This window comes from Dyadobacter fermentans DSM 18053 (assembly GCF_000023125.1).
GTDB classification, from domain to species: Bacteria; Bacteroidota; Bacteroidia; order Cytophagales; family Spirosomataceae; genus Dyadobacter; species Dyadobacter fermentans.
In genome coordinates, this window is record NC_013037.1 from 2,977,152 (window position 1) to 2,993,919 (window position 16,768).

The following is a 16,768-nucleotide window of genomic DNA, read 5'->3' on the forward strand; positions in this document are numbered from 1 at the left end:
AGGATAACTATAAGTCAGCCAAATACTTCTGCCCGCCCAGATACCGCATTTGCCGGACGATCTGATTGGTACGCTTGTTCACATACGCAGATGGGTTCTGGATCGAGAAACGGATCGGGTTCGGGAGTACTGCGGCGATCCGCGCGGCCTCGTAGCGCGTCAGGCGTTTGGCCGATTTATTGTAGTAACGTAGCGAAGCCGCCTCCACTCCGAATGTCATCTTACCCATTTCAGCCACATTCAAATACACTTCCAAAATCCGCTTCTTGCTCCAAAGTACTTCGATGAGGACGGTGAAATAGGCTTCAAGGCCTTTGCGGATGAAACTGCGCCCGTGCCAGAGGAAGACATTCTTCGCAACTTGCTGGGAAATGGTACTGGCACCACGGGCACGCTTGCGGTCCTCGGTCATGGCGTTGTAGATCTGGTCGAAGTCGAAGCCCCAATGGTTGGGAAAATTCTGATCTTCGGAGGCCACTACCGCCAATGCGGCCTCTTTCGAAATATTCTCATACGGCTCCCAGTCGTGGTGGATCTCCGTATCCTCATCAGCCTTGAAAGCGTCGATTTTACGGGAAATCATATAGGGCGTTACCCAGACAGGCACAAACCTCAAAACAACCACCCAAACGACTGAAATCACGATAAATGCGAGGAAGATTCGGAGCGCAATGAATTGCAGACGGCGGAGCATAAAACTTTTTTACTTCTACAAATAGAAACCAGGGAACGAAAACAGCGTACAAAGAACAGAAACTAATCAGGTTTAGGCAAAGAAATGTGTGCCTTAATCATCAATTTTTTCAACGACGCTGTTTATGAATGAAGATCTGCTCAGTTTTATCTGGCGCTTTCAGTATTTTGAGAAGAAAGGCCTCCAAACCGACCAAAACCGCCCGCTTTCCATCATTCGCCCGGGGCACAGGAACCACAATGCAGGCCCCGATTTCCCGGATGCCCGCCTGATGATCGACGGCGTGCTGTGGGTCGGATGTGTTGAAATTCACGTCCGGTCGTCGGATTGGTTCGTGCATGAACACCAGCACAATGGCGCTTATGATGGCGTAATCCTGCATGTGGTGTGGGAAAACGATGTGCCCGCTACAAGACGGGACGGCACGACTGTCCCAACGCTCGTTTTGAACGGCCTGGTGACGACATCGGTTATCGAACGGTACCGCCTGTTGCAGGATGAAAAGGAAACCGTGCCTTGCCACAGCCAGTTTGCGGCAGTGAGCCAGATTCAAAAGTATGCCATGCTCGACAGAGTGCTGCTCGAAAGGCTTGAAAGGAAAGCGCTCGAAATCCAGCATTTGCTCGACACTAACCAGCAAGATTGGGAGCAAACCGCCTATCAATGGCTGGGCCGGCATTTCGGGCACAAGCTCAATGACGCACCCTTTTTGCGCCTCACGACGATCGTCCCCTGGAAAGTGATCCGCAAGCATGCCGACCGGCTCATCCAGGTCGAAGCGCTGCTTTTCGGCTGCGCAGGACTGATTTCAGAAGATTCGGAGGATGTGTACATACGACAGCTCCAACAGGAATTCCGGTTTCTGAGCGCCAAATACAAGCTGCACGACCGCATCATGCAGCCCCACGAATGGAAATATGCCCGGTTACGGCCGGCAGGCTTTCCGACAGTACGCATGGCGCAATTTGCCCGTCTGCTATGCAATACAGGCGGTTTTCTCAATCGCGTCGTTGTTTCGGAGCATTTCAATGAAGTGCGGGATTTGTTCCGGATCAGCCAGTCGACCTATTGGCGGGAGCATTTTATCGCAGGCCGCAAAGCCCGGAAACCGGTGCCGGCATTGGGCCAGGAAGCGGCGGATTTACTGATCGTCAACGCCGCGGTGCCATTGCTCGTGGCTTGCTCGCGCCAGCGGCAGCAGCCCGAACTGCTCGACAAAGCGATTTACTGGCTTTCAGAAATTTCTGCGGAAGACAACCGGATCACCCGCGAATGGGCGTCGCTCGGAATGCGTGTCAAAACAGCAGCCGACTCGCAGGCATTGATCGAATGGTTTAATAATTATTGTACGCCAAGGCGATGCCTGGAATGCACTGTCGGCGGAGCGCTAATCCGCGGGACCTAGCCTTTGACGAGGTTCACGCCCGTTAGCAAGAACACCGTCCCTACCAGAAAAGGCACAATGGATTCCCATTTCGAAACCGTAAGCCCCAGCACCGGCTTATCGGACAAAAACGCAACGCATGCGAAAAGGAGTACGGCAATGCCGAGGATCGTGAGCAGCGATCCGAAAAAACGTTTGAACTGGGCGTTTTCCATGAAACGTGTCTATGAGGAGATTAAAAGTTCGCAAAAATATCAAATAACGGTTGTCATTGACGTGGGCTCTAACAAAAAATGTGCCTTACACCTTTTTTAACCCCATTTTTTCGCCTTCCCGGATCATAAACGCATAGGCGGGTTCATACTCGTTCGGCACGATGCCTTCGAGAATAGCCTCCCGAATGGCCTCTTTGATCACCCCGACCTCGCGTGCAGGTTTAAGCCCAAATGCTTCCATAATCATTTCGCCGGTGATAACAGGCTGGAAATTACGCAGCTTGTCGCGTTCTTCAAGGTCTTTGAGCTTCTGTTCTACCAGGTCGAAATTGCTGATGAAGCGCCTTACTTTTTCTGGATTTTTGGAAGTAATGTCCGCCCGGCAGAGGTTCATGAGCGCTTCAATATCCTCTCCCGCCTCCACAAGCAGCCGCCGCATGGCAGAATCGGTAATTTCCTCCTTCGATAGCACGATCGGCCGTAAATGCAGCCTTACCAGTTTTTTTACAAACCGCATTTTCTCGTTCAGCGGCAGCTTCATGCGGCGGAAAATGACGGGCACCATGCGCGCACCCACTTCTTCGTGGTTGTGAAACGACCAGCCGTGCCTTTTATCAAACTTCTTGGTGGCCGGCTTTGCGATATCGTGCAAGATAGCCGCCCAGCGCAGCCAGAGGTCGTCCGAAACCTGGGCCACATTGTCGAGGACCTGCAATGTGTGGTAGAAATTATCCTTATGCCCTTTCCCTTCGATATGCTCCACGCCTTGCAATTCCACCATTTCCGGAAAAATAATAGCGAGCAAGCCGGCATGATACAATAGTTTAAAACCGTAAGAAGGTGTTTTCGAGCGAATGATCTTGTTCAGCTCATCAGAAATCCGCTCCATCGACACAATGGAAATGCGGTCCTTCATCTTCACAATTGCGTCGAACGTGTCGGGTTCGATATCGAAATTGAGCTGGCTCGCGAAGCGGATCGCGCGCATCATGCGCAGGGGATCGTCGGAAAACGTAATTTCGGGATCGAGCGGCGTGCGGATGATCTTCTTGCGGAGATCGCTCATGCCTTCAAACGGATCGACCAGCTCGCCGAACGTGCCCGCATTGAGGCTGATACCCATCGCATTAATGGTAAAATCGCGGCGGTTCTGATCGTCGGCAAGCGTACCATCTTCCACAGCGGGCTTGCGCGACTCTGAGCGGTACGACTCTTTGCGCGCGCCTACAAACTCAATTTCAAGATCTCCCTGGCGGATCTGCGCGGTTCCAAAATTCTTAAAAACGCTCACAAACACATCCGGCCCAAGCCGCCCAGCCACCATTTCCGCCAGCTCGATACCGCTTCCGATCGAAACAATGTCGATATCCTTACTATTCCTTTTGAGTATCAGGTCCCTGACGAAACCGCCGATGATATATGCCTCCACACCCAGCTCCTTCGCAGCCGCTGCAACTTTTTCCAGAACCGGATATGGGATCAATTGCTCTTTAAAATTCATCCCGCAAAGGTAGGGAATTCTTGTTTGGCATGGAGTGGGGCCAAGGAAATGCCGCCTAGTCATTCGCTTTGGCCTCAGGATAAATCTACGAAATGGGTCGAACGAGGAAGCCATAGTTTAGGTGATGCTTACGGTTTCTCCATTTGATAATTCGATCGAGGTATTCAGATTTATCCGAACACTCCGTAACAAGCCCGTCAAGATCTATTTTTCCGGAACACTTTTCCACTACACACTCCGCGATTCTCGAAAAGCAATAGCTCCTGCCTTCTACTACGACCACCACCATGTAACAGGCGTCGAAAAACCGATCACAAACCTCAAAGCGCTAAAAGAAACGTCCTTCGACTCCGATACGCTCTCTTTCGTGATCCTCGACCGATGGCAGCAGGAAGAACTGGGCAACAAGTACCGGCCTGTCTTTGATCCAATGCCTGTATTCATTCATCAAATCAACCACCGGAATTGGATGAAATTAGGGTTTAATTCGTGGAAGCTGTATCAGTTGGAGCCTGGGGATTACGAAAAAAGGGCCAACTCAAAAGGAACTCCTCGCATTGATTAACAGCAGATGACGAAGTTGTTTAAAAATCCGAAATCATTAAATTTGTACAGGAGCAAAATGGAGTAATGCCGTGGTAATCTTGACAAAAAAACAGGTGGGCGATTCGGTGCTGATGGGCTATTTGTCCAGAAAACACGAATTAAAGGAGAAAATCAATATCCTTATAAATAAGTATCACACCGATTTGCAAACATTTGAAGCTCAACTTGAAAATTCCTCTGTTGAAAATTTTGAGGCTTGGGAGGACCTGATCGAATGGAAAGCCTACGATCAGTTTCTACTCGAATTAGAAATCCAAATTACCGACATCAGGAATGGCAATTTTCAAATGGCTGACTGACTATGATGAAATAATTACCAGCTACATTATCCACGATTTGCTCGAATCAGAGGGAATGCATTATGTCCACATGGAAGTTCATCTCAGCGATTCTTCCAGATTATTTATCAGAGAGTTCAGGCAAAGCAGTCGCAGGAAATATGCTTTCCATTGGCAGAAAAACACCGGCGAATTAATTCTCCGTTGGGACAATGCACCGCATTTTCCAGGTCTTCCAAACTTCCCTCACCATAAACATCTTGCTGACTCTTCGGTCGAAGATAGCTATGACATCTCGCTGGACGACGTGTTTCGATATCTTGTAAGTCGAATCCGCTGATTTCAGCTATTCACCATAAAAAACGCCGTCCGCGGAAATCTATCGAATAGCTCATCTTTCAAATCCTTGCTTAGAGGCAGCGACTCTACTGCCGAGGCCATGCATTGCAGCCAGGCTACGGCGTCGTCTTCGGTGATGGTGTGGGGCATGTGGCGGGCGCGCATCATCGGGTGGCCGTATACTTCCGAATAAAGCTGAGGGCCGCCCAGGAATTGGGTCAGGAAGAGGCGCTGCTTTTCTTTGATGAGGTCCTTGTCGGTTTTGAAAAGCCGGGAAATGAGCTCGTGGTTGAAGACGAGGTCATAAAACCGATCGGTGAGCTGGCGCAGCGCCGCGTCGCCGCCGATGCGCTCGTATAATGACTGATGTTCCATAGATAAATCACCGGATTCACGACCGGCCGACTTTACAACTCCGAATCTACCGGCGGAGGTTCCCGCCGGAATGATGACAGTTGTCAGCTCTCGAACCGCAAATGTTTAACCGACTCTCCCGACCGCGCGAGCTCCGTCAACGCATCGATGCCGATCTCGAGATGCTGCATCACATAGCTGGTGGTCACTTTCTTGTCGCTTTCTTCCGTTTTGACACCTTCCGGAACAAGCGGGTTGTCCGAAACGAGCAGCAATGCGCCGTGCGGAATCGAATTGGCGAAGCCGACAATGAATATCGTGGCCGTTTCCATGTCGATTGCCATGGCCCGAATGGCGCGAAGGTATTCTTTAAAACTATCGTCGTGCTCCCAAATGCGGCGGTTTGTGGTGTAAACGGTGCCGGTCCAATAGTCGAGTTTGTGCTTTTTGATGGCGGCGGAGACGGTGCTTTGCAGGCGGAACGATGGCAGCGCGGGGATTTCAGCGGGCATGTAATCGTCGCTGGTACCCTCGCCGCGAATGGCGGCAATGGGAAGGATAAGGTCGCCGACCTGCGTTTTTTTCAACCCGCCGCATTTACCCAGAAACAATACTGCTTTCGGGTTAATGGCTGATAATAAATCCATTACCGTGGCAGCCATCGGACTTCCCATCCCGAAATTGATGATGGTAATGTCCTTCGCCGTGGCGGTTTGCATAGCCCGGCCAGCCCCCCGCACTTCCACCCCGAATTTTTCGGCGAACATAGTCACGTAATTCCCGAAGTTGGTGAGCAAAATGTAGTTCCCAAACTCCTCCACGGGCGTGCCGGTGTAACGCGGGAGCCAGTTTTCGACGATCTGTTCTTTGGTGGTCATGAAATCAGCAGGTTTGTTGGCGGGGCAAGCCGGGGTTGATTATCTTCGTTGATGGAATCATTGAACCTTCCCGGATTCGCCTACAAAGTTAAGCAGGTTAACGGGAAACCGCATATTTTTGACATTATCCGCAGGAAATTCGTGACGCTCACACCCGAAGAATGGGTGCGGCAGCATTTCATTCATTTGCTCATCACCCATTACGGTTATCCCAAATCACTCTTCGCGGTAGAGACTGGCTTGCAATACAATACGCTTGCCAAACGCACCGATATTATGGTGCTCTCAAACCATGCATTGCCGTTCCTGCTCGTCGAATGCAAGGCGCCCTTCGTGCGTGTCACCGACGCCACTTTTGCGCAGATCAGCCGGTATAATTTTACATTACAACCTCAATATCTGGCTGTTACAAATGGCATGTCTCATTATTGCTTTCAGGCCGTGAACGGCCAGATCCATTTCATGGACGATTTCCCTCAGTACCGCGATTTTAACCAATAACAAAAAGAACCTGCCCAGAAGGACAGGTTCTTTCAAAAATTCAGGTCATACAAAATGCAGACGGCCGATACCAGGCGACCGCCGGCGGGTAATTATTTTGCGGCAACCAATTTCACGTCGATCGTGAAATCGTCATTGATCATTTTGTCGCCCAGGTTATCGAAGAAAGACTTCGAGTTGTATTTGATGTCGTATTTCGAACGGTCAACCACCAATTTACCGGTAGCTTCTGCGCCGGCAGCAGTAGTTTTAACGGTTACCGGGAAAGTTACCGGTTTGGTAATGCCTTTGATCGTCAGGTCGCCGGTTACATCGTACACGCCGGTTGCTTTTGGAGTCGCTTTGGTTACTACGAATGTTGCGGTCGGGTGCTTTTCAACGCCGAAGAAGTCGTCGGATTTCAGGTGACCGATCAGTTTGCCATTGTATTCTTTGTCGGTAAGGTCCGTACAAGTAATGCTATTGAGGTCGGCAACGAATTTTCCACCGGTCAGTTTCGCGCCGTCCAGAACGATCGTTCCTTCTTTCAGAGAGATTTTACCTGTGTGCTCGCCGGTAACTTTTTTACCTACCCAGGTAAGCTCGCTTTTCGAAGTGTTCACTTTCAGATTGTTCACCTTTTTACCATTGTCTGCTGACACAGAAGAAGATACAAACAATGCTACTGCAAGAGATGCGACAAAAAATTTAAATGATTTCATTGTAGTTTTAAATTAAAATTAAATTGAATTATGGATTTGTGTTAATTGTGTTTCATGTTAATCGTTCGGTTCCCGGAGCTTGTCGAGCAATGCGCTGATCTGCTCCGCCTCCTCTTCCGAGATGATGTTGAACCGGTTTTCCCAATCCTCGATAAACGGATCGAGTACTTTCAGCAGTTCTAGCCCTTCGCTGGTAATCACCACATCCACCGCACGGCGGTCGCTTTCACACGAAGTCCGTTTGGCCAGATTTTTCGCCAGCAGCTTGTCGATGAGCCGGGAGGTGTTGGAACTCTTATCGAGCATGCGATCGGTAATTTCGCTCACCTTGATCGGGTTGCCTTGCTGTCCCCTCAAAATCCGCAGTACATTATATTGCTGTGGCGTAATGTCGTGCTCCTTGAACGATTCGAGCTGCTTATATTCGAGCCACTTGGTGGTGTACACCAGGTTTAACGCCAACTTTTGGTACGGGCTCCGAAATTTTTTCTGCTTGATATCAGTTTCAATAGACATAGCCAAAAATGTTAAATGCATTAATGATGTATATACATTTAATGTTGAAACATCTATTAGGAAGAGAATAGTTCAGTTTGGGGGAAAAATATTTGGAAAAAGTTTTTGACTGGCTTGAAAGCTTTTTGCGCAACAGTTCAATTCGAACAATAAAATCCTGACTATCAATACTTAACAACGAAAAATGATCGAACTCCAGAAGCCCCTGATCCTGGCTTCCAACTCTCCCCGAAGAAAACAATTATTGCACGACGCCGGCTTTGCATTCACGGTGGAAGTGCTTCCTACCGATGAAAGTTACCCGCCCGGCCTCCCCGCCGAAGAGGTTGCCGGCCACATTTCGAAGGAAAAAGCCCGCATGTTCGAGGGCATCCGGCCTGGTTCGCTGGTACTTACCGCCGACACCGTCGTGATCGCCGATCACCACATTCTGGGCAAGCCGTCGGATTCCGGAGATGCTTTCAGGATGATCAGCATGCTTTCGGGGAGAAGCCATAAGGTCGTGACGGCGGTCAGTTTGCTGGCGGACGGCAGGATCAGCACGGTGGCCGACGCGGCGGAAGTTTATTTCCGCGACTTGGAAGATTGGGAAATCAACTACTATATTGAGCAGTACAAACCCTTCGACAAAGCCGGGTCGTATGGCATCCAGGAATGGATCGGGATGGTAGGCATCGGAAAAATCGAAGGGTCGTTTTACACGATCATGGGCTTGCCCGTCCATGTCGTTTACCAATTATTGAAACCGCATTTCCGATAGCATCGCTATGCCTGCCGACAAGCCAGCTAATGTCCCGAAAATCTGTTATGAGATATTTGTCCGCTCTTTCTGCGATTCGAACGGCGACGGCATTGGCGATCTGAACGGCATCATTTCCAAACTCGATTACCTGGCCGATCTGGGCATCGAGGCGATATGGCTCACGCCGATCCACCCTTCGCCGACCTATCACAAATACGACGTCGTCGATTACTACGCCATCGAGCCCGAATACGGCACGATGGACGATTTCAAGCGCCTCCTTGCCGGTGCCCACGCGCGCGGGATTGCCATTTACCTCGACCTGATTATCAACCACACCAGCACGCTGCATCCGTGGTTCAGGGAAGCGCGGAAAAGCAAGGATAGCCCCTACCGGCAGTTTTACTGGTGGATGACCCAGGACCAGATCGATCACCTGGGCATTTCCGAGCGCGAAACTTCCGACGACTCGCAAGTGGTGTATCCGTGGCACGACAACCCGGACGACGACGAAAAGTACTACGGCCTTTTCTACAAAGGAATGCCCGACCTCAATTATCATTCGGAACCTTTACGGGAAGAAATAGCCAAAATCGTGCACTTCTGGCTGGCCGACATCGGCGTGGACGGCTTCCGCCTCGACGCCGCACGGCACATTTATCCCGAATGGGACAGCGAGCAAAGCATCACTTTCTGGGATTTTTTTTCAAAAGTCGTCGCCAGGTCCAACCCAAATGCATTCACTGTGGGCGAAGTTTGGGCTGATACAGAAGAAGTTGCCCCCTATTTCCGAAATCTGAACGCCACATTTCATTTCGACCTCAGCTTCGCGTTGCAGCGCATGCTCACCGCCGGCCGCGACGAACAGCTGGTGGATAAACTGCTGGCCAGCTTCCAGCTTTTCCAGAAATACAATCCGCTGTTTGTGAATGCAATCATGCTCACCAACCACGATCAGGAGCGGATCGGGAGCGTTGTGGGCGGGGATATGGATAAAATCAAACTGGCGGCTTCCATTCTGCTCACACTTCCCGGCCAGCCTTATCTCTATTATGGTGAAGAAATCGGCATGCTAGGGTCGAAGCCTGATCCCTACATTCGCGAACCGTTTCTCTGGACGGCCGAGCCGGACGACCCGCAGCGTGCTTCCTGGATCACCCCGGAATTTACCACGCTGAAAACAGTGGCGCCCCTTTCGGAGCAGATCGGCGACGAAGCGTCTGTTTATCAACATTACCGAACCCTCATACATCTCCGCAGGACCGAACCTGCATTGAGCCAGATCCTCGCCCCGAACCTGCAACCCGTTCGCCTTAGCGACGACCGGCTGCTCGCCTACTTCCGCCCGCACGTGGACCGGTCGCTGGTGGTGATCCATAATCTTTCCGACGAGGCAACGGAATTCACCATGCCGGAGGATAAATCACTTTACAGCGAAGTACTTTTCTCGACCGACCCGCTGCATGCCACCACGCTCGCCGCGAGCCGTTTATCGCCCCACGCTACGGTCATCCTCGCGCCCGCCCGCACTCGTGCCATGCGCAAAAACCAGTAGAGAACCGCCGTTTCCGTGCTTTGTTGCGTATTCCAAATTGGTACTGCTAATGCACTCCCTATGAAATCCGGTATTATCTCAGTTTGTCTGATCGTTGTTCTGACCTGTACTGCTATGGCGCAAAAGTCCTACCCTACCATGGGCAAGATTGTTTATGAAGATCCGTCGTTCGAAAAGCTTTTGTCCAAAGATGCAAAGATAGAAGTGCTGGCGTCGGGTTTCGAATGGTCGGAAGGGCCGGTGTGGGTGAAAGACGGAGGTTACCTGCTGTTTTCGGATGTACCGAAGAATAAGGTTTACAAATGGGATGAAAAAGAAGGGCTTTCGGTGTTCCTGGAACCGTCGGGCTATACAGGTCGCGGCGTTTACAGCGATGAGCCGGGCAGCAACGGCCTCATCATCGACAACAAAGGCCGCCTCGTTTCCTGCGAGCATGGTGACCGGCGCATTTCGGCCATGCCGTTGCAGGTAGGCGGTAAAATTACCCTGGCCGACCACTTCGAGGGAAAGCGTTTCAACAGCCCGAATGACGTGGTGCAGCACAGCAATGGCGACTATTATTTTACTGATCCGCCTTATGGTCTTGCCAAAAAACACGAAGATCCGACGCGTGAAATCTCTCAGTTTGGTGTTTACCGCATTCATAAGGACGGCAAAGTGACTATGCAGGTAAGCGACCTGAGCCGCCCGAACGGCCTTGCATTCTCACCGGACGGCAAGACATTGTATGTAGCGCAATCCGATCCTGAAAAGTCAATCTGGATGGCCTACCCGATGGATGCGAATGGCAATGCTGGCAAGGGAAAATTGATTTACGATGCTACGCCGATGGGCAAAAAAGGCATTCCCGGCCTGCCGGACGGCCTCAAAATCGACAAGGATGGCAATTTATGGTCATCAGGGCCGGGCGGAATGCTCATCATCAGCCCCGCAGGCAAGTTGCTGGGCCGCATTGAAATGGGCGAACTGACTTCCAATTGCGCCTGGGGAAATGACGGCTCCACGCTGTACATGACCGTGGACGGTTACGTGTGCAGGATCAAAACCAACACGAAAGGCGTGGGTTGGTGATCAGTTTTTCTGACGGTATTCGCGCAAGGTATTGTCCACGTCCCGCTTCACATTAGCCCAGTCGGATTTGCCGTTGCGGTAAATGTTGGTGTAGGCTTTGTAGAGCATCAGCCGGTCGTCGCTAATCTTGTCGAGCTCCATTGCCATCACCTGCCGCGAGGATGATTTCGCATTTTTATACTCATTCAACAGGTTATTATAGCGGTTTTCGAGGTTATCCAGCTCGTACAATACCACTTCTCCCAGCTTGTCCATTTCGGCATACTGGCTCAGAAGACGGTGATTATAATCCGCATTACCGCTTGCCGGCAAGCCCTGAGATCCCGTCTGGCTGCTGCCATCCACCACACGGTCGTAATCCTTTCGGTAAGTGCCTGTCTCGGAATCCCGGTCATTGGTCGGTGTGCGCGACGAGCGGTCTGTCGAAGATGTGCCGTGAATCCTGTCGTGCCGGCGCTGCAATGTCTCCGAGCAGGAGAAGATCAGGGCGGCCAATATCAAAAATGAACCGAGTATATAGAGCTTTTTCACCTGTAATCCCATTAAAAGTTATGTCTCAGACCCATGCTGAGATTGGGATTAAAGTAAAATAATTTGGGAATAAATTCAAGATAACCACCGCCTTCCACGAAAAAAGAAGTCGGTTTTTGTGCGAAGAAAAATTCCAGACCCCCGGTTGCCGAAGGACCGGTGGAAATGTTGGTTGTGTAAACGGAGCGGACATTCCGGTCGGGATAATAGCGCCGCGAGTTGATCTGCACACCCGGGCCGATATAGGCGATCATCCGGTCGTTGAACATTGGCACGTACCACAGATAAGTGGCGTTGAACATCACGCCCAGCCCGCCCAGGTCGTCGTTGCTCACCTTGTAATTGTCCTTGCCCTTAAACATGCCGAGGTAAGTACCAAAACTCACATCGAGCGCATTTCTGTCACCATATTTCCTCAAACTGACGGCAATAGGCTCACCCGCCTCGAAACCGACGGCCCATTTCTGGGTCTGCCCGTACGAAACAAACCCGGTAAGCAACACCACGAGCAATAGACACAACTTCTTCATAATGATACCGATTAGCGATAAACGAACCGGTCTCCCCATCAGCCGGCGAGAAGCGGTTCCGGCCTGAACATTGCAAAAACGGTACCATTACGGGATTGTGCGGCGGAAAACCCATTTACTCAAAATCGGAAATGTGGTTTTGTTTCCAGACCATTTTCTTTCTAATATTGGGGCCTCAATCAGGTTCGCCGTCCAATCTAACTAACACACCAGTGACCCAAATCAAGCAGAACAAGATCTTCAATCCCAAAGATATCATTGCCTATTTTCTTGTTGCGGGTACCGGTGCTTTGATCCAGTTAGTTTCCAGCAGTCTCATTCAGGACTGGTTCAATATCTCGTGGAGCGACTCCATTGTGCCTTCCTACATCATCGGTTTTTTCTGGGGCTTCACACTCACAAAGCTCTTCGCATTCGACGCCCGCCGCAGCAATCAAACGCGCCGCGAAATGGTGAAATTCCTCATGGTTTCGATGGTATCGCTTTTCATTACCTGGGCATTCACCATCGGTTCGTCCAAGTTCCTGGTCGATTACCTCGGCATGGAGGTTTACAAAGTGAAGTTCTCCTTCGCCAAAAAGGAAGTGAATGTAACCGAAATGGTCTGTTACGTGATCGGAATGGGTTTCAGTTTTGTGAGTAATTATATTTTGCACAAAACCTTCACTTTTAAGAGCACCGGTTTCTACAATCGCCTGAAAGTCCTGATCCGCTAGTCGTTACAGCCTCTCCACGATCATCGCCGACGCTCCTCCCCCGCCGTTACAAATGGCGGCCAAACCGTATCGCCCGTTTTTCTGCTCCAAAACAGACAGTAATGTGGTAACAATGCGTGCCCCGGAAGCGCCCAGCGGATGCCCGAGCGACACCGCGCCGCCAAACACATTCACTTTCTCCACATCCAGGTCCAATGCCTGCATATAGGCCAGCGCAACCACCGCAAAGGCCTCATTCACCTCGAAATAGTCGATATCGGAGATTTTTAAACCTGCTTTTTTCAACACTTTTTCCGTAGCCAGCACCGGGGTGGTGGTAAACCATGCCGGCTCTTGCTCAGCGTCGGCAAAAGCCACAATGCGTGCGATCGGTTTCAGGTTCTGCGCATTCACCGCGCGGCTACCCGCTAGCACCAGTGCCGCCCCGCCGTCGTTGATAGTCGACGCATTGGCGGCCGTAACCGTCCCGTCTTTGGAAAAAACAGGTTTTAATGCAGGTATTTTATCAAATTTAACTCGCTTGTATTCTTCGTCCTCGGCTACAACGGTTACGTCTCCTTTGGCAGAAACCACTTCCACGGGCACAATTTCACCCGCTAACGAACCATTGGCCGTCGCTTCCGCGGAACGCTGGTAGGAACGGATGGCAAATTCATCCTGGGCTTCACGGGAAATGTTGTACTTCAATGCAGTTTTATCGCCGCAAACGCCCATGCCGATCTGGTCGTACACATCGGTCAGCCCGTCTTTCAAAAGTCCGTCGATTATCTCACCATGACCGTAACCATAGCCATTACGGCCTTTGGGTAAATAATACGGTATTTGCGACATATTTTCCATTCCGCCGGCCACTACCACGTCCGCATCGCCCAGCTGAATGGCTTGCGCGCCGAAAGCCGCGGCCTTCATTCCCGAAGCACAAACTTTGTTTACCGTCGTACAAATGACCGAAACCGGCAGCCCCGCATAAATGGCAGCCTGCCGCGCCGGCGCCTGCCCCAGATTAGCAGAAACGACATTGCCCATCAGCACCTCGTCCACCGAATCCGGTTCGACACCCGATTTCGAAAGTGCGCCCTGAATAGCCGTAGCGCCGAGTTTCGCAGCATGAATAGAGGAAAGAACACCTCCAAAACTACCAATGGGAGTGCGGGAAGCAGAAAGAATGAAGACGTCAGTTTGCATGATGAATGAGTGAATTTCGAGTAGGCTCACCGGAACTCCAACGGCCGGCACTGGCAAGATACAAATAACCGCTTAATATGAATAAAATGCCGTCAGGCGTGTAATATTTGTGGCAAAGAAGCATCCATCCAACGTTCAGGAAATGCCCTTGGGCATGTAACGACAAATGCACGCGTATCCGCGTAAATGCCGTCAGGCATGTAAAATTGGAAGCAAAAAGCCCCTTATCCAAAGCGCCACAAATGCCGTCAGGCATGCAAAATTGGTAGCAAAAAGTCCCTTATTCAAAGCGCCACAAATGCCGTCAGGCATGTTACAACAATGCACCTGCGCTATCCGTGTTGTTACATCCCTGACGGGATTTGTGGACTATCGGGTAACCATTTTTCTACCAATATTACATCGCTACGCGATTTCTGCGTCTGATCTATTCACTCATTCACTCATTCACTCATTCACCGTTCCACGGCGGCTCATTCACTCATTCACCGTTCCACGGCGGCTCATTCACTCATTCCTCCCACCTCACAACTCCTCCGAGCTCTCCGGGAGGTGGTCGTATTCACCCTTCCAGGCGTAGTAGCCGAAAATGACGAGGCCTGTGCAGATGGGGATGAATATGAGGATGATAATCGCCCATTGCAAGGTTGTGTTGGTGCGGGCGATGCCTTCTGCTGCTTCACCGATCTTGTCGGCTGCCTGCATGAAGAGGAAAACAATGATAACCGGACCAAGCGCGATCCAGAGCAAGCCTAGTATTTTCTTTAAACCACTCATTTTGTATTGGTTATTAAATGTCAAATGCTTTTTTCGAACTCAATCCATTACATTCTCATCCCGCCGGTTGTCGATATACACCGCACCGATGACGAACGACAATGCCGCGATGCCGATGGGATACCAAAGCCCGGAAAGCGGTGTCGAGCCCTGGAAAGAGGCGATGAGCGTGGCGATAAACGGCACCAGTCCGCCGAAAACGCCATTACCGATGTGGTAAGGCAGCGACATGGAGGTATAGCGGATCTGGGTTGGGAAAAGTTCTACGAGAAATGCGGCAATGGGGCCGTAAACCATCGTTACGAGCACCACCTGAAAGAACACCAGGAGGATCACCATGATGTACGACTCCCGCGAAAGCGTCACGTCCTTGATTACCGTTTGCACAGCGGGAACCTCCGCCAGCACATCTTCGGTGATCACTTCTACCTTCGATTCCTTGAATGTCATTCCATTGGTGAGGGTCTTGGTAACGGTGGTTGTGATGAGCGAGTCGGCCTTGTCGGGAACGAGTCCGCGCTCGATCACCGGCTCTGATTCGCTCAGGAGCATGGTTTTCTGCATTTCGGTCACGTTGGTGGCGTCGAGAAAATATTGGTAAATCGGCCGGTAGCAAAGCACGCCGAGCAGCATACCCGTGAGCATGATCCATTTGCGGCCCACCTTGTCGCTCCACGAACCAAAAACGACAAAAAACGGTGTGGCAAAAACGATCGCCCAAAGCAGAATGTAACGCGACTCGTTAAAATCGAGCTTACAGGTATTTTCAAGAAACGATTGCGCATAGAATTGTCCCGTATACCAGACTACCCCCTGCCCCATCGTTGCGCCAAACAGTGCGACAAGCACCATTTTGAAATTGGCCCTTTTCTGAAAACTTTCTTTCAAAGGATTAGCGGAGACTTTTCCTTCGGCTTTCAGTTTCGAAAAAACCGGCGATTCATGCATTTTCATGCGAATGTAAATCGACACCACCACGAGCAGGATCGAAACCAGAAACGGAATGCGCCAGCCCCAGTCGGCGAACTTTTCGGCGCCCATGATATTTTTTGTCAACACGATCACCCCCAGCGACAGGAACAGCCCCAGCGTCGCGGTGGTCTGTATCCAGCTTGTAAAAAAACCTCTCCGGCCTACGGGCGCATGTTCGGCCACGTAGGTAGCCGCGCCTCCGTATTCGCCCCCGAGCGCAAGCCCCTGCACGAGGCGGAGGATCAGCACCAGAATGGGTGCTGCATAGCCGATGCTGGAATAGGAAGGAATGAGGCCGATGAGGAACGTAGAGCCGCCCATGAGCACGAGCGTAAGCAAAAACGTGTATTTCCGACCGATCAAATCGCCAAGGCGGCCGAAGACGAGCGCCCCGAAAGGCCGCACGATAAAGCCCGCCGCGAAAATTGCCAGCGTGTTGATCAGCGCCGAGGCACCGGCGTCGCTCGGGAAGAGCTGCTGCCCGATAATGACCGCCAGGCTGCCGAAAATGTAGAAGTCATACCATTCAATTAATGTACCTAATGAAGATGCAGCGATTACCTGCGTAATGCTTTGTGTAACATTGGATTCGGTGGAACGCATGGGTTTAGGAAAGGTGAGGAATTGAACAATTTAGGTGAATAAGTCACAACCCTCAGTTCATTACTCATAACCCGGACATAAAAAAGCCCCTGAAAATGTTCCAGAGGCAGGTCTTGATT

General features: G+C 50.9%; 21 protein-coding genes. 9 read left to right on the forward strand and 12 right to left on the reverse strand.

The window, feature by feature from the left end:
• Positions 1 to 7: 7 nt before the first annotated feature.
• Entirely contained in the window at positions 8 to 694 is a 687-nt protein-coding gene (gene mtgA / locus DFER_RS11900; protein WP_015811880.1) for a monofunctional biosynthetic peptidoglycan transglycosylase, read from the reverse strand.
• A gap of 124 nt (positions 695 to 818) precedes the next feature.
• Here mtgA and DFER_RS11905 point away from each other — a divergent pair, with 124 nt between their 5' ends.
• On the forward strand, positions 819 to 2,099 hold the full coding sequence (locus DFER_RS11905; protein ID WP_015811881.1) for a DUF2851 family protein: 1,281 nt from the start codon (positions 819 to 821) through the stop codon (positions 2,097 to 2,099).
• On the opposite strand, the gene DFER_RS11910 is transcribed toward DFER_RS11905, so the two are convergent.
• Entirely contained in the window at positions 2,096 to 2,293 is a 198-nt protein-coding gene (locus tag DFER_RS11910; RefSeq protein ID WP_015811882.1) for a hypothetical protein, read from the reverse strand. The genes DFER_RS11905 and DFER_RS11910 overlap by 4 nt on opposite strands.
• 85 nt (positions 2,294 to 2,378) lie before the next feature.
• Positions 2,379 to 3,794: a CCA tRNA nucleotidyltransferase gene (locus tag DFER_RS11915; RefSeq protein ID WP_015811883.1), complete on the reverse strand. Its 1,416-nt coding sequence runs from the start codon at positions 3,792 to 3,794 to the stop codon at positions 2,379 to 2,381.
• A gap of 124 nt (positions 3,795 to 3,918) precedes the next feature.
• Here DFER_RS11915 and DFER_RS11920 point away from each other — a divergent pair, with 124 nt between their 5' ends.
• The 3 genes from DFER_RS11920 to DFER_RS29910 all read left to right on the forward strand — a co-directional run bounded on the left by DFER_RS11920 (position 3,919) and on the right by DFER_RS29910 (position 5,018).
• Entirely contained in the window at positions 3,919 to 4,359 is a 441-nt protein-coding gene (locus DFER_RS11920) for a hypothetical protein (RefSeq protein ID WP_015811884.1), read from the forward strand.
• A gap of 79 nt (positions 4,360 to 4,438) precedes the next feature.
• Complete coding sequence (locus tag DFER_RS11925) at positions 4,439 to 4,699, forward strand: MJ0235 family protein (RefSeq protein WP_050774687.1); 261 nt, start codon at positions 4,439 to 4,441, stop codon at positions 4,697 to 4,699.
• A complete protein-coding gene (locus tag DFER_RS29910) occupies positions 4,674 to 5,018 on the forward strand; it encodes a toxin-antitoxin system TumE family protein (protein WP_015811886.1) in 345 nt (114 codons plus the stop codon). The genes DFER_RS11925 and DFER_RS29910 overlap by 26 nt, the downstream gene beginning before the upstream one ends.
• A 2-nt stretch (positions 5,019 to 5,020) precedes the next feature.
• Here the strand turns inward: DFER_RS29910 and DFER_RS11930 are convergent, their stop codons facing one another.
• Positions 5,021 to 5,392 carry a globin domain-containing protein gene (locus DFER_RS11930; RefSeq protein ID WP_015811887.1) on the reverse strand — a complete coding sequence of 124 codons (372 nt, stop codon included), beginning with the start codon at positions 5,390 to 5,392 and terminating at the stop codon, positions 5,021 to 5,023.
• A gap of 83 nt (positions 5,393 to 5,475) precedes the next feature.
• Entirely contained in the window at positions 5,476 to 6,249 is a 774-nt protein-coding gene (locus DFER_RS11935) for an AMP nucleosidase (protein ID WP_015811888.1), read from the reverse strand.
• Positions 6,250 to 6,300: 51 nt separating this feature from the next.
• Here DFER_RS11935 and DFER_RS11940 point away from each other — a divergent pair, with 51 nt between their 5' ends.
• Positions 6,301 to 6,750, forward strand: coding sequence for a type I restriction enzyme HsdR N-terminal domain-containing protein (locus tag DFER_RS11940; protein WP_015811889.1), 450 nt, complete (start codon positions 6,301 to 6,303; stop codon positions 6,748 to 6,750).
• A 92-nt stretch (positions 6,751 to 6,842) separates the two neighbouring features.
• On the opposite strand, the gene DFER_RS11945 is transcribed toward DFER_RS11940, so the two are convergent.
• Both DFER_RS11945 and DFER_RS11950 read right to left on the reverse strand, forming a co-directional pair.
• Positions 6,843 to 7,451 carry a YceI family protein gene (locus DFER_RS11945; protein ID WP_015811890.1) on the reverse strand — a complete coding sequence of 203 codons (609 nt, stop codon included), beginning with the start codon at positions 7,449 to 7,451 and terminating at the stop codon, positions 6,843 to 6,845.
• Positions 7,452 to 7,508: 57 nt separating this feature from the next.
• Entirely contained in the window at positions 7,509 to 7,967 is a 459-nt protein-coding gene (locus tag DFER_RS11950) for a MarR family winged helix-turn-helix transcriptional regulator (RefSeq protein WP_015811891.1), read from the reverse strand.
• 184 nt (positions 7,968 to 8,151) lie between these two features.
• Between DFER_RS11950 and DFER_RS11955 the strand changes: the two genes are divergently transcribed.
• The 3 genes from DFER_RS11955 to DFER_RS11965 all read left to right on the forward strand — a co-directional run bounded on the left by DFER_RS11955 (position 8,152) and on the right by DFER_RS11965 (position 11,335).
• Entirely contained in the window at positions 8,152 to 8,727 is a 576-nt protein-coding gene (locus DFER_RS11955; protein WP_015811892.1) for a Maf family nucleotide pyrophosphatase, read from the forward strand.
• 7 nt (positions 8,728 to 8,734) lie between these two features.
• A complete protein-coding gene (locus DFER_RS11960; RefSeq protein WP_015811893.1) occupies positions 8,735 to 10,264 on the forward strand; it encodes an alpha-amylase family glycosyl hydrolase in 1,530 nt (509 codons plus the stop codon).
• Between the two features lie 114 nt (positions 10,265 to 10,378).
• The gene (locus DFER_RS11965) at positions 10,379 to 11,335 is read left to right on the forward strand and encodes an SMP-30/gluconolactonase/LRE family protein (protein ID WP_015811894.1); all 957 of its coding nucleotides are present in this window, start codon (positions 10,379 to 10,381) and stop codon (positions 11,333 to 11,335) included.
• Here DFER_RS11965 and DFER_RS11970 read toward each other — a convergent pair whose 3' ends face one another.
• A complete protein-coding gene (locus DFER_RS11970; protein ID WP_143828722.1) occupies positions 11,336 to 11,866 on the reverse strand; it encodes a hypothetical protein in 531 nt (176 codons plus the stop codon).
• Between the two features lie 11 nt (positions 11,867 to 11,877).
• The gene (locus tag DFER_RS11975; protein WP_015811896.1) at positions 11,878 to 12,396 is read right to left on the reverse strand and encodes a hypothetical protein; all 519 of its coding nucleotides are present in this window, start codon (positions 12,394 to 12,396) and stop codon (positions 11,878 to 11,880) included.
• 212 nt (positions 12,397 to 12,608) lie between these two features.
• Here DFER_RS11975 and DFER_RS11980 point away from each other — a divergent pair, with 212 nt between their 5' ends.
• A complete protein-coding gene (locus tag DFER_RS11980; RefSeq protein ID WP_041735033.1) occupies positions 12,609 to 13,112 on the forward strand; it encodes a GtrA family protein in 504 nt (167 codons plus the stop codon).
• Positions 13,113 to 13,115: 3 nt separating this feature from the next.
• Here DFER_RS11980 and DFER_RS11985 read toward each other — a convergent pair whose 3' ends face one another.
• From DFER_RS11985 to DFER_RS11995, 3 genes are all read right to left on the reverse strand, one after another.
• The gene (locus DFER_RS11985; protein WP_015811898.1) at positions 13,116 to 14,297 is read right to left on the reverse strand and encodes a thiolase family protein; all 1,182 of its coding nucleotides are present in this window, start codon (positions 14,295 to 14,297) and stop codon (positions 13,116 to 13,118) included.
• A gap of 525 nt (positions 14,298 to 14,822) precedes the next feature.
• The gene (locus tag DFER_RS11990) at positions 14,823 to 15,074 is read right to left on the reverse strand and encodes a DUF6814 family protein (protein WP_015811899.1); all 252 of its coding nucleotides are present in this window, start codon (positions 15,072 to 15,074) and stop codon (positions 14,823 to 14,825) included.
• Between the two features lie 39 nt (positions 15,075 to 15,113).
• Positions 15,114 to 16,649, reverse strand: coding sequence for an MFS transporter (locus DFER_RS11995; protein ID WP_015811900.1), 1,536 nt, complete (start codon positions 16,647 to 16,649; stop codon positions 15,114 to 15,116).
• Between the last annotated feature and the right edge of the window lie 119 nt (positions 16,650 to 16,768).

Excerpts from the sequence above, each read along its gene's own strand:
- mtgA (WP_015811880.1), bottom strand. The coding sequence starts at position 694 with ATGCTCCGCCGTCTGCAATTCATTGCGCTCCGAATCTTCCTCGCATTT.
- DFER_RS11905 (WP_015811881.1), top strand. The coding sequence starts at position 819 with ATGAATGAAGATCTGCTCAGTTTTATCTGGCGCTTTCAGTATTTTGAG.
- DFER_RS11910 (WP_015811882.1), bottom strand. The coding sequence starts at position 2,293 with ATGGAAAACGCCCAGTTCAAACGTTTTTTCGGATCGCTGCTCACGATC.
- DFER_RS11915 (WP_015811883.1), bottom strand. The coding sequence starts at position 3,794 with ATGAATTTTAAAGAGCAATTGATCCCATATCCGGTTCTGGAAAAAGTT.
- DFER_RS11920 (WP_015811884.1), top strand. The coding sequence starts at position 3,919 with ATGCTTACGGTTTCTCCATTTGATAATTCGATCGAGGTATTCAGATTT.
- DFER_RS29910 (WP_015811886.1), top strand. The coding sequence starts at position 4,674 with ATGGCAATTTTCAAATGGCTGACTGACTATGATGAAATAATTACCAGC.
- DFER_RS11930 (WP_015811887.1), bottom strand. The coding sequence starts at position 5,392 with ATGGAACATCAGTCATTATACGAGCGCATCGGCGGCGACGCGGCGCTG.
- DFER_RS11935 (WP_015811888.1), bottom strand. The coding sequence starts at position 6,249 with ATGACCACCAAAGAACAGATCGTCGAAAACTGGCTCCCGCGTTACACC.
- DFER_RS11940 (WP_015811889.1), top strand. The coding sequence starts at position 6,301 with ATGGAATCATTGAACCTTCCCGGATTCGCCTACAAAGTTAAGCAGGTT.
- DFER_RS11945 (WP_015811890.1), bottom strand. The coding sequence starts at position 7,451 with ATGAAATCATTTAAATTTTTTGTCGCATCTCTTGCAGTAGCATTGTTT.
- DFER_RS11950 (WP_015811891.1), bottom strand. The coding sequence starts at position 7,967 with ATGTCTATTGAAACTGATATCAAGCAGAAAAAATTTCGGAGCCCGTAC.
- DFER_RS11955 (WP_015811892.1), top strand. The coding sequence starts at position 8,152 with ATGATCGAACTCCAGAAGCCCCTGATCCTGGCTTCCAACTCTCCCCGA.
- DFER_RS11960 (WP_015811893.1), top strand. The coding sequence starts at position 8,735 with ATGCCTGCCGACAAGCCAGCTAATGTCCCGAAAATCTGTTATGAGATA.
- DFER_RS11965 (WP_015811894.1), top strand. The coding sequence starts at position 10,379 with ATGGCGCAAAAGTCCTACCCTACCATGGGCAAGATTGTTTATGAAGAT.
- DFER_RS11975 (WP_015811896.1), bottom strand. The coding sequence starts at position 12,396 with ATGAAGAAGTTGTGTCTATTGCTCGTGGTGTTGCTTACCGGGTTTGTT.
- DFER_RS11985 (WP_015811898.1), bottom strand. The coding sequence starts at position 14,297 with ATGCAAACTGACGTCTTCATTCTTTCTGCTTCCCGCACTCCCATTGGT.
- DFER_RS11990 (WP_015811899.1), bottom strand. The coding sequence starts at position 15,074 with ATGAGTGGTTTAAAGAAAATACTAGGCTTGCTCTGGATCGCGCTTGGT.
- DFER_RS11995 (WP_015811900.1), bottom strand. The coding sequence starts at position 16,649 with ATGCGTTCCACCGAATCCAATGTTACACAAAGCATTACGCAGGTAATC.